We start from the raw sequence: 16,038 nt of genomic DNA on the forward strand, positions 1-16,038 counted from the left end.
TCTAGGAGAAGTTTTTTATTCAAAGTACGATGTTATCGCCTCTTGTACATGTCGTCGTTTCTTAATCCAAAGTGGACGGTCATCATAGGAAAAGGTTCTGTTTGTCAAAAAAATAGCTGCTGCCTGCTTTTGATAATTTAGTGCAATAAAAGGACCAGTATAACCAGTATGGTTTATCCAATCCTTATCTATATCCCAAGCTAATGATCTTGATTTACTCAAACTATAATTATTCCACAAAGGCTTCGCAAAATCATCTTTTAAATAATGAATAGAAAATCTTTGTAAATCATCAATAGTTGAAAATAAACCTGCAGAACCAGTATGCTTTCCTAATACCTTAGCTTTAGGATCGTGTACAATACCATCGTTAATACCGGCTACAGTTGGAACAGCTTCTACTCTAGGACCAAAAGAGGTTTCTTTCATCTGAAAAGGAGTGAAAATATAACGTTTGAAAAGTTTATCCAAACTATCCCCTAATACCTCTTCTAACATAAAACCAAGTAAAAGAAAATTAATATCAGTGTATTTAAACGATTTATCTTCCAAAACCTTGATATGATTAATGGCATCTTTCAGCTGAGTAGCATTCAACTGATCACGATTTGGAATAAAAGGGTCAATTCCACTGCTATGTGTAGCTAATTGCCTTACAGTTAACGTCTGATGATGAAACGTAGGGTAATAATACCTTAATGGCTTATCAATATCAATAGTCCCTTGATAAACTAACTTTGCTAGTAAAGTTCCCACGCCGACAACTTTTGATACACTGGCTAGATCATAGACCAATCCCGCTTTAACTTTCTCATTGCCATCAATTGTCCCCAAGTAATGTTCGTGCCACTCTCCATTTTCATAAATAGCTAAGCTTGCACCATGATAAAGATTATCTTTGATTTGCTCCTTAATGAGTTCTAAAACAGTATTAGTTTTAATCATTCTTTTGAAATCCAAATCTCAATATTACTAGTGTCAGAGATGACTAAAATCTTTTCTTTAGAATCAAGGTAAACATCAAGTCCCAATGATTCAAAAGTTGATTTCAAGTCATTTAAATTAGTATCTTCATTAACACAGCATTCTAGTATCTCAATATCCCAAGTTTCATTTGGAGCAATTTGCAAATCTTGTCCCTGTGCTTCTTTGAAAGATAAATTAATTGGGAACTTCCCAGCAAATACTTTATCGTAAAAAGCTTCAGCTTTCACGGCATCAGGTACATTCAAACTAATAGATTGGAAAGCAAAGTTTGATAGACCTGTAGTGTCATCTTTTTTTTCTAACTCTGGGCGCTCAATTGCCACTAATTGTGACAAATCATCTTCAGCATGAAGTAAGAAAAGGTCTCCCTCGGGCGAAACTGTTTCATAGGCATAACCATTTTGACCTTGATATACTTGAATGGCTTGCGCACCATTTGCCAAAAGCTTTTCAATATCTTTTGCATCTTGAGACTTAACAATAATCTTTGCTAACTTCTTAGTACCATTCACCGCACGAGTACGATAAGTTGGGGATTCCTCAATAATAAAGCTAGCCTCTTTGTTCTGCCATGCTGAGAAAACTGCGATTGCATTTTCTTCACTTATCAATTTAAATCCAAGAGACTCCTGATAAAATGCAATATTCAAGTCTCTATTATTAACACGTAATACTGGGTGTTTAAATGTCAATGAATGAAATAACGTCATAAATTCCTCCTTGTTCAGTCTAGTCTATTTTAGATAATTTTAGATAATTTAGCAAGAATCTTTGTGCTCTCAATACCATAAAGTCAAATTGACAGTTTCACTATTTTTTTGTAGACTGGATATTATGAATGAAACACTACTATTACATGGGATTCAGCTTATTCTGATTATCGCCATGATTATCACTTTTTATCAGATTGTTAGACATATTAGGTCTCAAAAAATAAATCCTTTCAAACGATTTTTCACTGGTTTGTGGATCGGTTTTGTAACTGATGCTCTCGATACTCTTGGTATCGGCTCTTTTGCAACAACGACCACATTTTTTAAACTAACTAAGCTTGTTGAAGACGATCGTAAGATACCCGCAACAATGACAGCTGCACACGTACTTCCAGTTTTGTTGCAGTCACTCTGTTTTATTTTTGTTGTAAAAGTAGAGGCTTTAACACTAATAACAATGGCTGGTGCAGCTTTTATTGGGGCTTTTGTTGGAGCTAAAATGACTAAAAATTGGCACGCTCCTACTGTTCAACGTATTCTAGGAACACTGCTCATCACAGCTGCTATTATTATGCTCTATCGTATGATCACTAACCCTGGCGCTGGTATTTCAGATTCAGTGCATGGTCTACACGGCATTTGGTTATTTGTTGGTATCGGCTTCAATTTTATTATTGGTGTATTAATGACTATGGGACTAGGTAATTATGCTCCCGAACTTATCTTCTTCTCCCTAATGGGACTGAGTCCTGCAGTTGCTATGCCTGTCATGATGCTAGATGCAGCTATGATAATGACAGCTTCTAGTACACAATTTATCAAGAGTGGTCGTGTTAATTGGAACGGCTTTGCCGGTCTGGTTACTGGGGGAATATTAGGCGTTATTGTCGCTGTTCTCTTCTTAACTAACCTTGATCTTAACAGCTTGAAAACACTGGTTGTAGGTATTGTTTTATTTACTGGAGCAATGTTAATACGTTCTTCCTTTAAAAAAACTATGCCCAAAAGTCATCATTAAACGAAATCAGCTAGCAAGACTGGCTGATTTTTATATTTAAAACAAAAAAAGACCGGTAAACCGATCTTTCTTTAACTATTAAAGATATAATAGTTTGAACAAGGCTACAGCGAGTATACTTGCTACGATTGGTGCTAAAACTGGCACCCATGCATACCACCATTTTGAATCTTCTTTAGCTTGTCCAAGAATTTGTTTTGGTAATAAGCGGTGAACAATACGTGGACCAAGGTCACGCGCAGGGTTCAATGCAGGTCCAGTCGGTCCACCTAAAGAAGCAACTAGAGTCATTACCAAGAAACCAATACCTAAGTGAGCTACAGCAAGTGAACCAGTTACGTATGGTGAAATCCTTGTCGCTGCTGTCGTTTGGTCATAACCAGCTTGAACAAGTTTACCAACAAGTTCTACACCAAAATAGTTCTTCGTTAAAGCCAAAGCTCCAAAGAAAAGAACAAAAGAACCAACGAATTCATTTAAGAAACCATTAATGTAAGCCGCTTTACGACTTGATTTCTGTCCATCATCTAATGCAGAAATAGTTGAAAATGATCCAAGAACATGATTTGGATTTTCTGTCTTAACAAAGTAAGGTTGATAAACCATAACGACAACTAACTGTCCAAACATTGCTCCTAAAATTTGTGCAAGAATGTATTGTCCAACGTGTGCCCAAGGGAAAAGACCTGAAAATGCCAATCCAAGTGTGAAAGCTGGGTTAATATGGTTTCCAGAGACATTACCAAACATAAGCGCTGGCATCATAACACCTAAACCATAACCAATTGCAATAATAATCCAACCTGAATTATTTCCTTTTGTGCCTTTTAAGTCAACGTTAGCTACAGCCCCATTTCCTAAGATGATAAGAAAAGCGGTTGCGATAAATTCTGTGATATACTTCACAGTCCAAGTGATTTCGATCAATCCTTGTTTCCTCCCAAAAAAATATTTACAACATTAACCATTCTACCAAGTAAGCTTAATATTGTAAAGCTTATCACAAAATAAAATTAATAAAATTTTTAACCAAATATATTTGATAAAAAATAGAGTACTAGGTTCGGACTACCTAGTACTCTATTTTATTTAGTTTATAAGGTTTTCTTACTATCACGAACGACTAGCATATCAACTTTCGAATGACGTAAAATGTATTCTGAAGTTGAGCCGATCAATAGTCTTTCAAAAGTGTTTAATCCTGTTGCGCCTACCATAATTAAATCTGCTTTTTCCCTTATGGGGATATCCTTTGCCAAAAGAGTCTTAGGATTTCCGATTTCAGTAATTTTTTTAATCTTTGTAAGGCCTTTTGAATGTGCTAATTTCTCAAAATAGGCTAGCACATCTGCTGACTCTTGTTCTTGCCTATCAAAAACATAGTCACTAAAGACTCCCTCACTTTGGTAAGCGTGAGCATCTATAACATGCGTTAGCAGTAATTCAGCATCATTACGAAGAGCAACATTTATCCCTTTTTCTACCGCCAATTCTGACTCGTAAGACCCATCAATAGCAATAAGAATACGCTCATATTTTTGTGTCATAGCTTAATTCCTCCCTTTTATATAGTTTTAGTTTCAACTTGTCTAGATGATTTTAAGAAATATAGAATACCACAAACAACAGGAATAATCGCTGCTATCCAGAATAATTCTCTAAAGGATTGCACACCAGCTCCAAGAAAACCATCTTTAACAAGTCCCAAAATGTAAGGTCCAGCACCTAACCCTAAATCAAGACCTATCATGTAAGTTGACATGGCTGTATTGAAACGATGTTCCTCAACACCTTTGATTGATGCTGCTTGGCCACAAGACATAAAGGTGCCATAACCAAAACCAATCAAAGCACCTGATAGAAGGTAGGTAACACTTCCCATAGCACTCCCTAATAAAGCAAGTCCCAAAGTTAAGAACAGATAACTTGGATAAAGCACCCACTTATCTCCCTTAGCGTCCATTAATCTTCCCATAGATGGTCTGGTTAAAGTGATGACAAGTGCATAAACAATAAAGAAATAAGCTCCTACTGTCATCAAATTAATTTCTGTTGTATATAATTTTTGGAAACCTAACACGGAAGCATAGGAGATACCCATCAAAAATGCAATAATTGTGATAAAAATTGCTTTTTTCTCAATGAAACTATCAATAGTCCATGATTTTGATTTAGCTAACTGTTCTGGATTTAAAGTAATATTTTTGACTGGGAAAACAAATGCTCCCAACACTACAATCGCAATTAAAATACTACATAATACAATAACCATTTTAAAGTTAATATGAAGGTTGTCTAGCATAAATGTTCCTACAAAAGGACCAATAGCTGCGGCTAAACTTGTTGATAGACCGTAAAAGTTAATCCCCTCACCTCTTTTATCAGCTGGTATATAGGCTGTTACAATAGTATTAGTTGCTGTTGACACGACGCCATAACCAAAACCATTTAGGAAACGAACTAAATACATTACTCCGATACTTGGCATATAAAAATAAGCTAAAGTTGTTAGTAAGTAAAAAATAGCCCCTCCACGTAAAACTAACTTACGTCCTAGAACTTCTAATTGCTTGCCAAATATAAGACGAGCAATCAAAGTCCCTACAATATAAATCCCCGTTGCTAATCCTGCTTGGCTAGTGCTAACACCTAACTCTTTAGTCGCAATAAAAGCTATGATAACGGTAAACAAATAATAGACCATATAAACAATAAAGTTTAAAATAGTAATGCCTATAAAATGTTTGTTGAATAATTTGTCTTCCAATGCAAATGGCTCCTTTTTTTCAATTTCATTTTCATAAACATTTTACAAAAATATTAGAAGATACGATATTTCAATGGTATAATATAAGTGCTAGTATCAGACTGCATTAACAAATGTTAAGGTGGTCTATCAAACCTAAAACATTTGGAGGAAGTCATGAATCATCAAATTTTACAAAATTACATTAATAGTCATAATCTTCCAATTATCGAAAAAGACTACCATAAATACCTTACATTTGAAAGTTTAGAAGAAGACTATACTTATATCCTAAAAGATGGTATTGTTAAACAAAGTGTTCTCTCTAAATATGGTACTGAGTTCAATCTGCGTTATGTGACAGGCTTAGAAATCACTTCTATCCTAAATACAGACTACTCCCAACACATGGGAGAACCTTACAACGTTCGAATCGAATCCGAAACTGCCCACTTTTACAAAGTACGTCGCTCTACCTTCCTAAAAGATATCAATAATGATATTGAACTGCAAGGATATGTGAAAGATTTCTATCATAACCGCCTTGAAAAATCTATGAAAAAAATGCAATGTATGCTCACTAATGGTCGAATTGGTGCTATCTCCACACAATTATATGACCTCAGTAAGATGTTTGGTGAAGAACGAGATAACGGTGATATCTATATTAATTTTGTTATCACGAACGAAGAACTTGGTAAATTTTGCGGAATATCCACAGGAAGTAGCGTGAGCCGCATTTTGAAACAACTAAAAGACGATCATATTATTCGTATTGAAAAACAACATATCATTATTACAAATGTTGAGAAATTAAAAGATCATATTGTATTTTAATATAACAATAGAAAGGATATATTATGCGTTATAATCAATTCAGCTACATTCCAACTAAACCTAACGAAGCTTTTGAAGAGCTCAAAGGACTAGGTTTTCCATTAAACAAAAAGAATTCTGATAAAGCTAATTTGGAAGCTTTTCTCAGACATTCTTTTTTAAATCAAACTGATACTGATTACGCTCTTAGTCTCCTTATCGTTGATGCAAAAACCGATGCTCTAACCTTTTTTAAATCAAATAGTGACTTAACACTAGAAAATTTACAATGGATTTATTTACAGTTATTAGGCTTTATCCCTTTTGTAGACTTTAAAGACCCTAAAGCATTCTTACAAGATATTAACTTCCCAGTCTCATATGACAATATTTTTCAAAGTCTACATCACTTACTCGCCTGTCGTGGAAAATCTGGCAATACATTAATCGACCAATTAGTTGCTGATGGTTTACTTCATGCAGATAATCACTACCATTTTTTCAATGGGAAGTCTCTGGCCACTTTCAATACTAACCAATTGATTCGCGAAGTTGTCTATGTTGAAACATCCTTAGATACTATGTCTAGTGGTGAACATGATTTAGTAAAAGTTAACATTATCAGACCCACTACCGAGCATACTATCCCTACGATGATGACAGCTAGCCCCTATCATCAAGGTATCAATGATCCTGCCGCAGACCAAAAAACATACCAAATGGAGGGTGCGCTAGCAGTTAAACAACCTAAACACATACAAGTTGACACAAAACCATTTAAAGAAGAAGTAAAACATCCTTCAAAATTACCCATCAGCCCTGCAACTGAAAGCTTCACACACATTGACAGTTATAGTCTCAATGACTATTTTCTTTCTCGGGGTTTTGCTAATATATACGTTTCAGGTGTGGGTACTGCTGGCTCTACGGGTTTCATGACCAGTGGGGATTACCAACAAATACAAAGCTTTAAAGCAGTCATTGATTGGTTAAATGGTAAGGTTACTGCATTCACAAGTCATAAACGAGATAAACAAGTCAAGGCTAATTGGTCAAATGGCCTTGTAGCAACCACAGGTAAATCTTATCTTGGTACCATGTCAACTGGTTTAGCAACAACTGGCGTTGAGGGGCTGAAAGTCATTATCGCTGAAGCCGCAATCTCCACATGGTATGATTATTATCGAGAAAATGGGCTTGTGTGTAGTCCAGGCGGCTACCCCGGTGAAGATTTAGACGTTTTAACAGAATTAACATACTCACGAAACCTCTTAGCTGGTGATTACATCAAAAACAACGATTGCTATCAAGCATTGTTAAATGAACAATCAAAAGCAATTGACCGTCAAAGTGGGGATTACAACCAATACTGGCATGACCGTAATTACCTAACTCACGTCAATAATGTCAAAAGTCGAGTAGTTTACACTCATGGACTACAGGATTGGAATGTTAAGCCAAGACATGTCTATAAAGTTTTCAATGCATTGCCTCAAACCATCAAAAAACACCTTTTTTTACATCAAGGTCAACATGTGTATATGCATAATTGGCAGTCGATTGATTTTCGTGAAAGCATGAATGCCTTACTAAGCCAAGAACTACTTGGCATTGACAATCATTTCCAATTAGAAGAGGTCATTTGGCAAGATAATACTACTGAGCAAACTTGGCAAGTTTTAGATGCTTTCGGAGGAAACCATCAAGAGCAAATTGGTTTAGGTGATAGTAAAAAACTTATTGATAACCATTATGACAAAGAAGCCTTTGATACTTATTGTAAAGACTTCAATGTGTTCAAAAATGATCTTTTCAAGGGAAATAATAAAACCAATCAAATCACTATTAATCTTCCTCTAAAGAAAAATTATCTCCTGAATGGACAGTGCAAACTCCATCTACGTGTTAAAACTAGTGACAAAAAGGCCATTTTATCAGCCCAAATCTTAGACTATGGTCCTAAAAAACGATTCAAAGATACACCAACCATCAAATTCTTAAACAGCCTTGATAATGGTAAAAATTTTGCCAGAGAAGCTTTACGTGAACTCCCGTTTACTAAAGATCATTATCGTGTCATCAGTAAAGGTGTCTTGAACCTTCAAAATCGTACAGACTTACTTACAATTGAGGCTATCGAGCCAGAACAATGGTTTGATATCGAGTTTAGCCTCCAACCAAGTATATATCAATTGAGTAAAGGTGATAATCTAAGGATTATCCTTTATACAACTGATTTTGAACATACCATTCGAGATAATGCTAGTTACTCTATAACAGTAGATTTAAGTCAATCTTATTTAACTATCCCAACTAATCAAGGAAATTAACTTATGAAACTTCTCACTAAAGAACGGTTTGATGATTCTCAACACTTTTGGTACCAGATCAATTTATTACAAGAGAGTAACTTCGGAGCAGTTTTTGACCATGATAATAAAAACATTCCACAGGTTGTTGCAACTATTGTTGATGATTTACAAGGTTCCGGAAGTTCGAATTATTTCTGGTATTTTGGCAATACTACTGATACTTCCATCCTTATGATTGCTCATTTAAATCGAAAATTCTATATTCAGGTTAATTTAAAGGACTTTGACTTTGCACTCAATTTAATAGCTATAAATAATTGGAAGAGTCTCCTCCAAACTCAACTCGAAGCTCTAAACGATACCCTAGCAATATTTCAATAAATAAGGTAGAATGGAGTGACAAAGCAACGCGAGGGAGACTGATTAATGTCATCTTATTGGAATAACTATCCTGAACTTAAAAAAAATATTGATGAAACCAATCAACTAATTCAAGAAAGAATACAGGTCAGAAATAAAGATATTGAAGCGGCGCTAAGCCAACTCACAGCTGCGGGAGGAAAACAGCTCAGACCAGCATTCTTTTACCTTTTTTCTCAACTTGGTAATAAGGAGAATCAAGATACTCAGCAACTAAAGAAAATCGCTGCTTCTTTAGAAATCCTTCACGTTGCTACATTAATCCATGATGATGTCATTGATGACTCACCACTAAGACGTGGAAATATGACCATTCAAAGCAAGTTTGGCAAAGACATCGCAGTTTACACTGGGGATTTACTTTTCACAGTCTTTTTCGATCTTATTTTAGAATCTATGGCTGATACACCATTTATGAGGATTAATGCAAAATCTATGCGTAAAATTCTCATGGGAGAATTGGACCAGATGCACCTTCGTTACAATCAACAACAAGGTATCCATCACTATTTACGTGCGATTTCAGGTAAGACAGCCGAACTCTTTAAATTAGCTAGCAAAGAAGGAGCTTACTTTGGTGGTGCAGAGAAGGAGGTTGTTCGTCTAGCAGGCCATATCGGCTTTAACATTGGTATGACATTCCAAATTTTGGATGATATCCTGGATTATACTGCAGATAAAAAAACATTTAACAAGCCTGTCTTAGAGGATTTAGCACAAGGCATTTACAGCCTTCCTCTACTTCTTGCCATTGAAGAAAATCCTGATATTTTCAAACCTATTTTAGATAAAAAAACAGATATGGCTACTGAAGACATGGAAAAAATTGCTTATCTCGTCGTTTCCCATAGAGGTGTTGACAAAGCTCGCCATCTAGCTCGTAAATTTACTGAAAAAGCTATTAGTGACATAAATAAGCTACCCCAGAGCTCTGCAAAAAAACAGTTGCTACAATTAACTAATTACCTTTTAAAACGCAAAATTTAAATAATAAAAAAACATTCCACAATGCTAGAAAAGCAGTTAGGGAATGTTTTTTTATTATCATTTATTTATCGCACCTATCAATCATCATAGATCACCATCATCAGAGGCTTTCAGCTGACGGTAACGTTGGCTACTTTGAGACAATTCTTGAGGAGAACCTTCCAACTCTAATTGCCCATTTTCTATAAATAAGATACGATCAGCATGTTCAATACCTTTTAAGTGATGTGTAATCCAAACTAAGGTCTTACCTTCCAATTCTTTCATAAATACCCTTAGTAAGGCTTGTTCAGTAATAGGATCAAGTCCAACAGTTGGCTCATCTAAGATAACAATTGGGACATCTTTTAGTAAGATTCTAGCCAAAGCAATTCTATGCCTTTCGCCACCTGAAAACCTAAGTCCAGCTTCATCAACCATTGTATAGAGACCATCTGATAAATCAGTGACCATCTCTTTCAATCCAACTCGTTCAAGAACTTTCCATACATCTTCTTCACTAGCATCTTGGTTTCCAATGCGAATGTTATTTAGCAGGGTTGTATTAAAAAGGTAGGGCGCTTGTTGTATCACTCCAATATAGTTAGAAATGCAATCACCAACTATTGAAACATCAGCATCGCCTAGGGTAATCTCCCCTTGACTTGCTTTCAAGTCGCCACGAAGTAGACTGGCTAAGGTACTCTTGCCAGAACCACTACGCCCTAAAATAGCAATTTTTTCTCCTTCTTTAATATCCAAATCTAAATGATGCAAAACCCATTTCTCTTGTGGCTTATACTGGAAACTTAAATTCTTGACGGAAAAATCGTATGGCTTATTAGGCAACTGATTTTGAGTTGTTTCAAAATACGTTTCTGATAATTCATTAAGACGATGAATTGAATCAGAATATTTATTTGTTTCTTGAGCAGCAGCAGACAAACCAGCAAATGCCTCTGACAAGGGAAATACTGTTAGAACAAATGCTGCAATCCAGTTAGCTTCGCCACCTCTGTGACCAATAAACTGATTACTAGCCCAAATAATAACCAAAATAGCTAGAAAGCCAAAAACTAATTCCACAATAAGAGCTCTACGATTATCAAAGGAACGAATTTTTTTCTGAACAGCCATGAGTTCACTTTCCGAACGCTCATGCAAGGCGACGTACTCTTGACCACGTTGACTAAAAATCCAGTCTGAAATACCTAAGACATTATCCGTCAAATCAGTATAAAGATGATTTTTTAATTCTTTTTCACGAGTCTGACGAGCACCATTAGCTAAAATCGACCAAAGTGGAAAAAGAAAAATCATAATAGCTAAATAAAGCAACATCATTAAAGCAAACCATAGAGAAAAGAAGCCTGTTGCAATAATAATAAAGCTATATAATATCCACGCTATAATCGTTGGAAATATTGTCCTAAGATACAAATTTTGCAAATAATTAATATCCTCCGCTAAAAGCCCCATAACATCTCCTAAACGAAAATCACGCTTCATAAAGATAGCATTGCTTTCTAAGGAATGGTAAAGCTTCAAGCGCAGCTGTGAAGTCATTCGTAATACCCAATTGTGACTCGTTAGGCGTTCTATATAACGAAAAACAGGACGTCCAATGCCAAAAGCACGTGTTAGTACAATTGGAACATATACTAGAAGAATATTACTCGGTAGTGAAGCTGACTTACTAATCAGATAGCCCGAATTAAACATAAGAGCACTGGCAGAAAAGAAAGTCATAAAACCAAGGAAAAGAGCAATTACTAAGGAAACTTTATATTGTTTGAAAAATGGTTTTATCCATTGATCTGTCTTTAATTCTTTAAACAAAGGGATTTTAAACATCATTTCCTCCCATAGCATGCTTCAGTTGATAGAGATATCCTTTTTTAGCTAATAATTCCTGATAAGAGCCTACTTCTGCAACTCTCCCCTTCTCCATAACGACTATAACATCCATTTGGTTCAACCAGTGAAGACGATGAGTTGCAAAGATAACTAAACGATCTGACATCAGTGGCAACATTTTCTCTTTTAATTCTAACTCTGTTTCAATATCTAAATGAGCAGTTGGTTCATCAAAAACCATAATACGACGATTTTGATCAAGAAAAGCACGAGCCAGAGCTATACGCTGGGCTTGTCCTCCACTAAGCGGACGCGCTCCATTACCAATACGCGTTTCTAAACCGTCAGGTAACTCGCTTAGCAAGCTATCTAAACCTACCATATGAATCGCTCTTACCACCTCTTCGTCACTAGCATTGGGAGTATAGAAGGTAATATTATCACGTAATGACATTTCAAAAACATAAGGAGTTTGAGGAATATAGATCATCTGTTTATGCCAATCTTCTTGATCAAGGTTAGTCACTTCTCTACCATCCACTTTTAAAGAACCATTATCAGGCCCTAAAAAACCACTCAGAAGGTTAATTAAGCTAGACTTACCTGAACCACTAACTCCTACTAAAGCAACCTTTTGATGTCCTCTAAATCGTAAGGTTACATCCTCAACAACACGTTTTTGGTCGTACGCAATAGCAATGTTTTCTAAATCCAAACGACTCTCTTTAGACCAATCATCTATGACTAATTGCTCACCTTTAATACCAGTTTTGTTTAGAACTTTTTGAATCGCTTGAAATGCATTTTTCCCGTCTAACGTTGCATGATAATCACTAGAAAAATCTCTTACGGGTAAAAAGTATTCAGGGGATAAAATCAAAATTGTTAAAGCCGGTAAAAGGTAAATCTGCTCATTTAATAATCGTAAACCTAGAAAAACAGCAACGATAGCAATGGATAAAGTTGTAAAAAAGTCTAAAGCAAACGTTGATAAAATACCAATTTTCAAAGTACTCATTGTTGCTTTACGAAAAGATTCACTAGTTTGATAAATGCTTTTACCATAACGTTTACTAAGACCAAAATATTTGAGAGTATCAATGCCTCGTAATGAATCTAAAAAATGATTAGAAAGTACTTGATAGGATTCATATTGTTTATCTGCTTTAGCTTGAGCCGCATAGCCTAAAATAATCATAAAGATGATAATTAAAGGAAAAACGATAAGTAAAATTGCACCTGATTCAATATCTAAATAGAAAATATAAGCTAGAATAATCCATGGGATAATAGACATGTTAATCATCTTATTCAAGACTAAACGTAAATAATTTTCAACTAAAGAAACGCCATCTAATGCCATTGTAACAACATTACCAGTTCCTTGTTCTTGAACGACTTTAGGACCTAGATCAAATAACTTATCTAATAATTGACGTCTCAAAAGACTAGATTGTGCTGTTGAAAAGTCATCAAGTTTTCTATTTTTGATGTAATCAATAACATGACGGCCTAAATATGAGACCATAAATAACAAAATATAAACCGTTTGAGAAGAAAGTTTTTGCCCTTCCCACAAACCAGTTATAGAAAGACTCAAATAATAAGCTTGTCCGATAATAAAGATTGCTTGAAGAACATCAAGTCCCGCAAGCAATCCTAACAACTTATGAATACCTGACAAGCGCATAACCGCTTTATCTAGCATTATTTTTCTCCTGTCACAATCACTGGCAAGGTAATACGTTTTCTAAAGATATAATATGCCCATGCTGTATAAGCTAGAACAAAGGGAACTAGAGTAATTGCGACAATCGACATTACTTTTAAAGTATATGGCGTTGAGGATGCATTTTGAATCAGCAAATCATATTTAGGGCTAATTGATGAAATCATAACTCGTGGGAATAGACCTTGGAACAACAGAACAACCACTGAAACAAGACTGAGACCACTCGCTAAAAATGCTGTCATCTCTGCTCCTTTAAAAGTTGAAGCATGCGCTAATACAGCTAATACAACAATAACCAAAACCATAATTGTCGTAACTATCGGATGATTGCTAAAGAAATCTGTCTTGAAATACAAGAGAACTGCAAACAAGGCTAAACCAAGATAGAGTACCCAATAAAGCAACTGAGCATAATTACGGGCACGCTCTCTAATTGGCCCTTCTGTCTTCAATGCAATGTAGTTTAAACCATGAAGATAGGCTAGCAATACCATTGCAACTCCACCCACCAACGAGAATATATTAAAGTAATCACTGAATTGAGCTGATAAGTTACCACTGGCATCAAGTGGCATACCTTGAATCAAACTTATAAACATAATCCCAAAGAAGAATGGAACAATAGCGGAACCAATTGTTAAGGTCCAGTTCCAAAACTGCTTTTTCTCTGCAGGAACTTTATGTCTAAATTCGAAGGAAACACCACGAATAATTAATCCAAAGAGAATCGTAAGGAGAATCAAATAGTAACCACTAAATAGTGAAGCATACCAGTATGGAAAAGAAGCAAACATTGCTCCACCACCGGTAAGAAGCCAAACTTCATTACCATCCCAAACTGGGCCAATGGTTTCTACTACTTGATCTTTTTCATGCTCATTATGTGTTAAAGTTTGAACAGCCATCCCAACCCCAAAGTCGAATCCTTCAAGGAAGAAGAATCCTGAAAATAGGAGGCCGATTAGGAAAAACCAAAAGAATTGTAAAGCACTCATTTAGTATGCTCCTTCCTCAAAGGGATCAATTGAAGTATATGCACCATGATGTCCGTGTTCATCTTCATACTCTGGCCCTTTCTTCAATTCTCTTATTGTTAGGCTTATCATCATCACCGCTAAACCACCAAACAACAAGAAATACACAGTATTGGAAACAAATAATGATGCAACTGAAACGTTTGGAGAGACAGAGTCCTTAATCTTGAAAAGACCATAGACAGTCCAAGGGTATCGTCCTTGTTCTGTCACAATCCAACCAAATGTATTGGCTAAGAATGGTGCAAAGGTTGTTAAAGCAACAATCCAAAGCATCCATTTGTGTTTATAAAGAATTGGTTTTTTCTTACGAGTTAAAAAGAGTCCTAAAACAGAAACACCCATAATAGCTGTTCCCATCGCCGCCATTGTACGGAAACCATAGAAAAGTAGGTTAACCATTGGATAGTAGTTATCTTTACCATACTTAGCAACCAATTCTTTATTAGCTGTATCCATACCTTTCACAGAACCAGATGGTTTCCCGTAAGATAAAATACTCAACATATAAGGAATCTTAATCCCAAAAACTTGTTTGTGTTCTGCTTCATTTGCCCAAGCAACTACACTCCAAGCTGCAGGATCACCCGAATCTTCATAATCACCTTCCATAGCAGCAAATTTCATTGGTTGATCGTGAATCAAGGCTTTCATTTGTAAATCCCCAACTCCCATAACTGAAATTGAACCAAGAAGTGCTACTACTAAACCAATACGAACCGATTTCTTATAAAGTTCAACCGTTGTATCTTTCAGCTGTTCTGATTTTAAGAGGCGGAAGGCTGACATACCAGCAACCACTGTACCACCCATCGTAATGGCACCAAAAATAACATGGGTAAATTCATAGAAGAACTGTGGATTTTTTACAAGTGCAAGAAAATCAGTCATTTGCGCTCTACCGTTTACAACTTCATAACCAACAGGATGTTGCATGAAGCTATTAGCAGTAAGAATCCACATCGCTGACATTAATGAGCCAAAAACCACTAGCCAAATGAATGTCACATGTAATTTTTTACTAATTTTTTTGTTATCCCATGTAAACATCCATAAACCAAGGAAAGTAGATTCCATAAAGAAAGCTAATAAAGCTTCAATAGCCAATGGAGCTCCAAAAATATCACCTACGAAACGTGAATAGTCTGACCAGTTCATTCCAAATTGGAACTCTTGAATGATACCTGTCACAACACCAACCGCAAAACTAAGGAGCATGATATTACCCCAAAATTTTGTCAATTTTTTATACTCTTCATTTTTTGTGATAACATACATTGTCTCCATAATAGCAACCACTAGGCATGTACCAATTGTAAATGGTACAAAGAAAAAGTGGAAAACTGTAGTCATCGCAAATTGAAAACGAGCTAAAGTTTCAATTGTCATACAAAACCTCTTATTTTGTTTTAATCATTTCTTTTATAGAAATATCTG

At 35.7% G+C, this 16,038-nt stretch carries 14 protein-coding genes; 5 read left to right on the plus strand and 9 right to left on the minus strand.

The window, feature by feature from the left end:
* Positions 1-15: 15 nt before the first annotated feature.
* Positions 16-945: a serine hydrolase domain-containing protein gene (locus EGX96_RS02805; RefSeq protein ID WP_000598176.1), complete on the minus strand. Its 930-nt coding sequence runs from the start codon at positions 943-945 to the stop codon at positions 16-18.
* A complete protein-coding gene (locus tag EGX96_RS02810) occupies positions 942-1,697 on the minus strand; it encodes a CppA family protein (RefSeq protein ID WP_000171839.1) in 756 nt (251 codons plus the stop codon). The genes EGX96_RS02805 and EGX96_RS02810 overlap by 4 nt, the downstream gene beginning before the upstream one ends.
* A 124-nt stretch (positions 1,698-1,821) precedes the next feature.
* On the opposite strand from EGX96_RS02810, the gene EGX96_RS02815 reads away from it, so the two are divergent.
* On the plus strand, positions 1,822-2,718 hold the full coding sequence (locus EGX96_RS02815; protein WP_001006190.1) for a sulfite exporter TauE/SafE family protein: 897 nt from the start codon (positions 1,822-1,824) through the stop codon (positions 2,716-2,718).
* Positions 2,719-2,796: 78 nt separating this feature from the next.
* Here the strand turns inward: EGX96_RS02815 and gla are convergent, their stop codons facing one another.
* The 3 genes from gla to EGX96_RS02830 all read right to left on the minus strand — a co-directional run bounded on the left by gla (position 2,797) and on the right by EGX96_RS02830 (position 5,485).
* Complete coding sequence (gene gla / locus EGX96_RS02820) at positions 2,797-3,645, minus strand: aquaglyceroporin Gla (RefSeq protein ID WP_000570241.1); 849 nt, start codon at positions 3,643-3,645, stop codon at positions 2,797-2,799.
* Between the two features lie 167 nt (positions 3,646-3,812).
* A complete protein-coding gene (locus EGX96_RS02825) occupies positions 3,813-4,265 on the minus strand; it encodes a universal stress protein (protein WP_000192462.1) in 453 nt (150 codons plus the stop codon).
* 17 nt (positions 4,266-4,282) lie between these two features.
* A complete protein-coding gene (locus EGX96_RS02830) occupies positions 4,283-5,485 on the minus strand; it encodes an MFS transporter (RefSeq protein WP_000389617.1) in 1,203 nt (400 codons plus the stop codon).
* Between the two features lie 156 nt (positions 5,486-5,641).
* Here EGX96_RS02830 and EGX96_RS02835 point away from each other — a divergent pair, with 156 nt between their 5' ends.
* Genes EGX96_RS02835 through EGX96_RS02850 form a run of 4 tightly spaced genes read left to right on the plus strand, consistent with a single transcriptional unit; the run spans position 5,642 to position 9,999 of the window.
* Positions 5,642-6,301, plus strand: coding sequence for a Crp/Fnr family transcriptional regulator (locus EGX96_RS02835; RefSeq protein WP_001016380.1), 660 nt, complete (start codon positions 5,642-5,644; stop codon positions 6,299-6,301).
* Positions 6,302-6,324: 23 nt separating this feature from the next.
* Complete coding sequence (locus EGX96_RS02840; RefSeq protein WP_001270172.1) at positions 6,325-8,610, plus strand: Xaa-Pro dipeptidyl-peptidase; 2,286 nt, start codon at positions 6,325-6,327, stop codon at positions 8,608-8,610.
* A gap of 3 nt (positions 8,611-8,613) precedes the next feature.
* On the plus strand, positions 8,614-8,973 hold the full coding sequence (locus EGX96_RS02845) for a hypothetical protein (protein WP_000771945.1): 360 nt from the start codon (positions 8,614-8,616) through the stop codon (positions 8,971-8,973).
* Between the two features lie 45 nt (positions 8,974-9,018).
* A complete protein-coding gene (locus tag EGX96_RS02850; RefSeq protein WP_000100665.1) occupies positions 9,019-9,999 on the plus strand; it encodes a polyprenyl synthetase family protein in 981 nt (326 codons plus the stop codon).
* An 84-nt stretch (positions 10,000-10,083) separates the two neighbouring features.
* On the opposite strand, the gene cydC is transcribed toward EGX96_RS02850, so the two are convergent.
* The 4 genes from cydC to EGX96_RS02870 are packed head-to-tail and all read right to left on the minus strand — an operon-like array spanning position 10,084 to position 15,990.
* Positions 10,084-11,832 carry a thiol reductant ABC exporter subunit CydC gene (cydC, locus tag EGX96_RS02855; protein WP_000472825.1) on the minus strand — a complete coding sequence of 583 codons (1,749 nt, stop codon included), beginning with the start codon at positions 11,830-11,832 and terminating at the stop codon, positions 10,084-10,086.
* The gene (gene cydD, locus EGX96_RS02860; protein ID WP_000884540.1) at positions 11,825-13,543 is read right to left on the minus strand and encodes a thiol reductant ABC exporter subunit CydD; all 1,719 of its coding nucleotides are present in this window, start codon (positions 13,541-13,543) and stop codon (positions 11,825-11,827) included. Before cydD ends, cydC begins: the two co-directional genes overlap by 8 nt.
* Positions 13,543-14,562: a cytochrome d ubiquinol oxidase subunit II gene (gene cydB, locus EGX96_RS02865; RefSeq protein WP_001275291.1), complete on the minus strand. Its 1,020-nt coding sequence runs from the start codon at positions 14,560-14,562 to the stop codon at positions 13,543-13,545. The genes cydD and cydB overlap by 1 nt, the downstream gene beginning before the upstream one ends.
* A complete protein-coding gene (locus EGX96_RS02870) occupies positions 14,563-15,990 on the minus strand; it encodes a cytochrome ubiquinol oxidase subunit I (protein ID WP_000151499.1) in 1,428 nt (475 codons plus the stop codon).
* Positions 15,991-16,038: the final 48 nt, after the last annotated feature.

Source organism: Streptococcus sp. FDAARGOS_520 (genome assembly GCF_003812685.1).
Lineage (GTDB): Bacteria > Bacillota > Bacilli > Lactobacillales > Streptococcaceae > Streptococcus > Streptococcus agalactiae.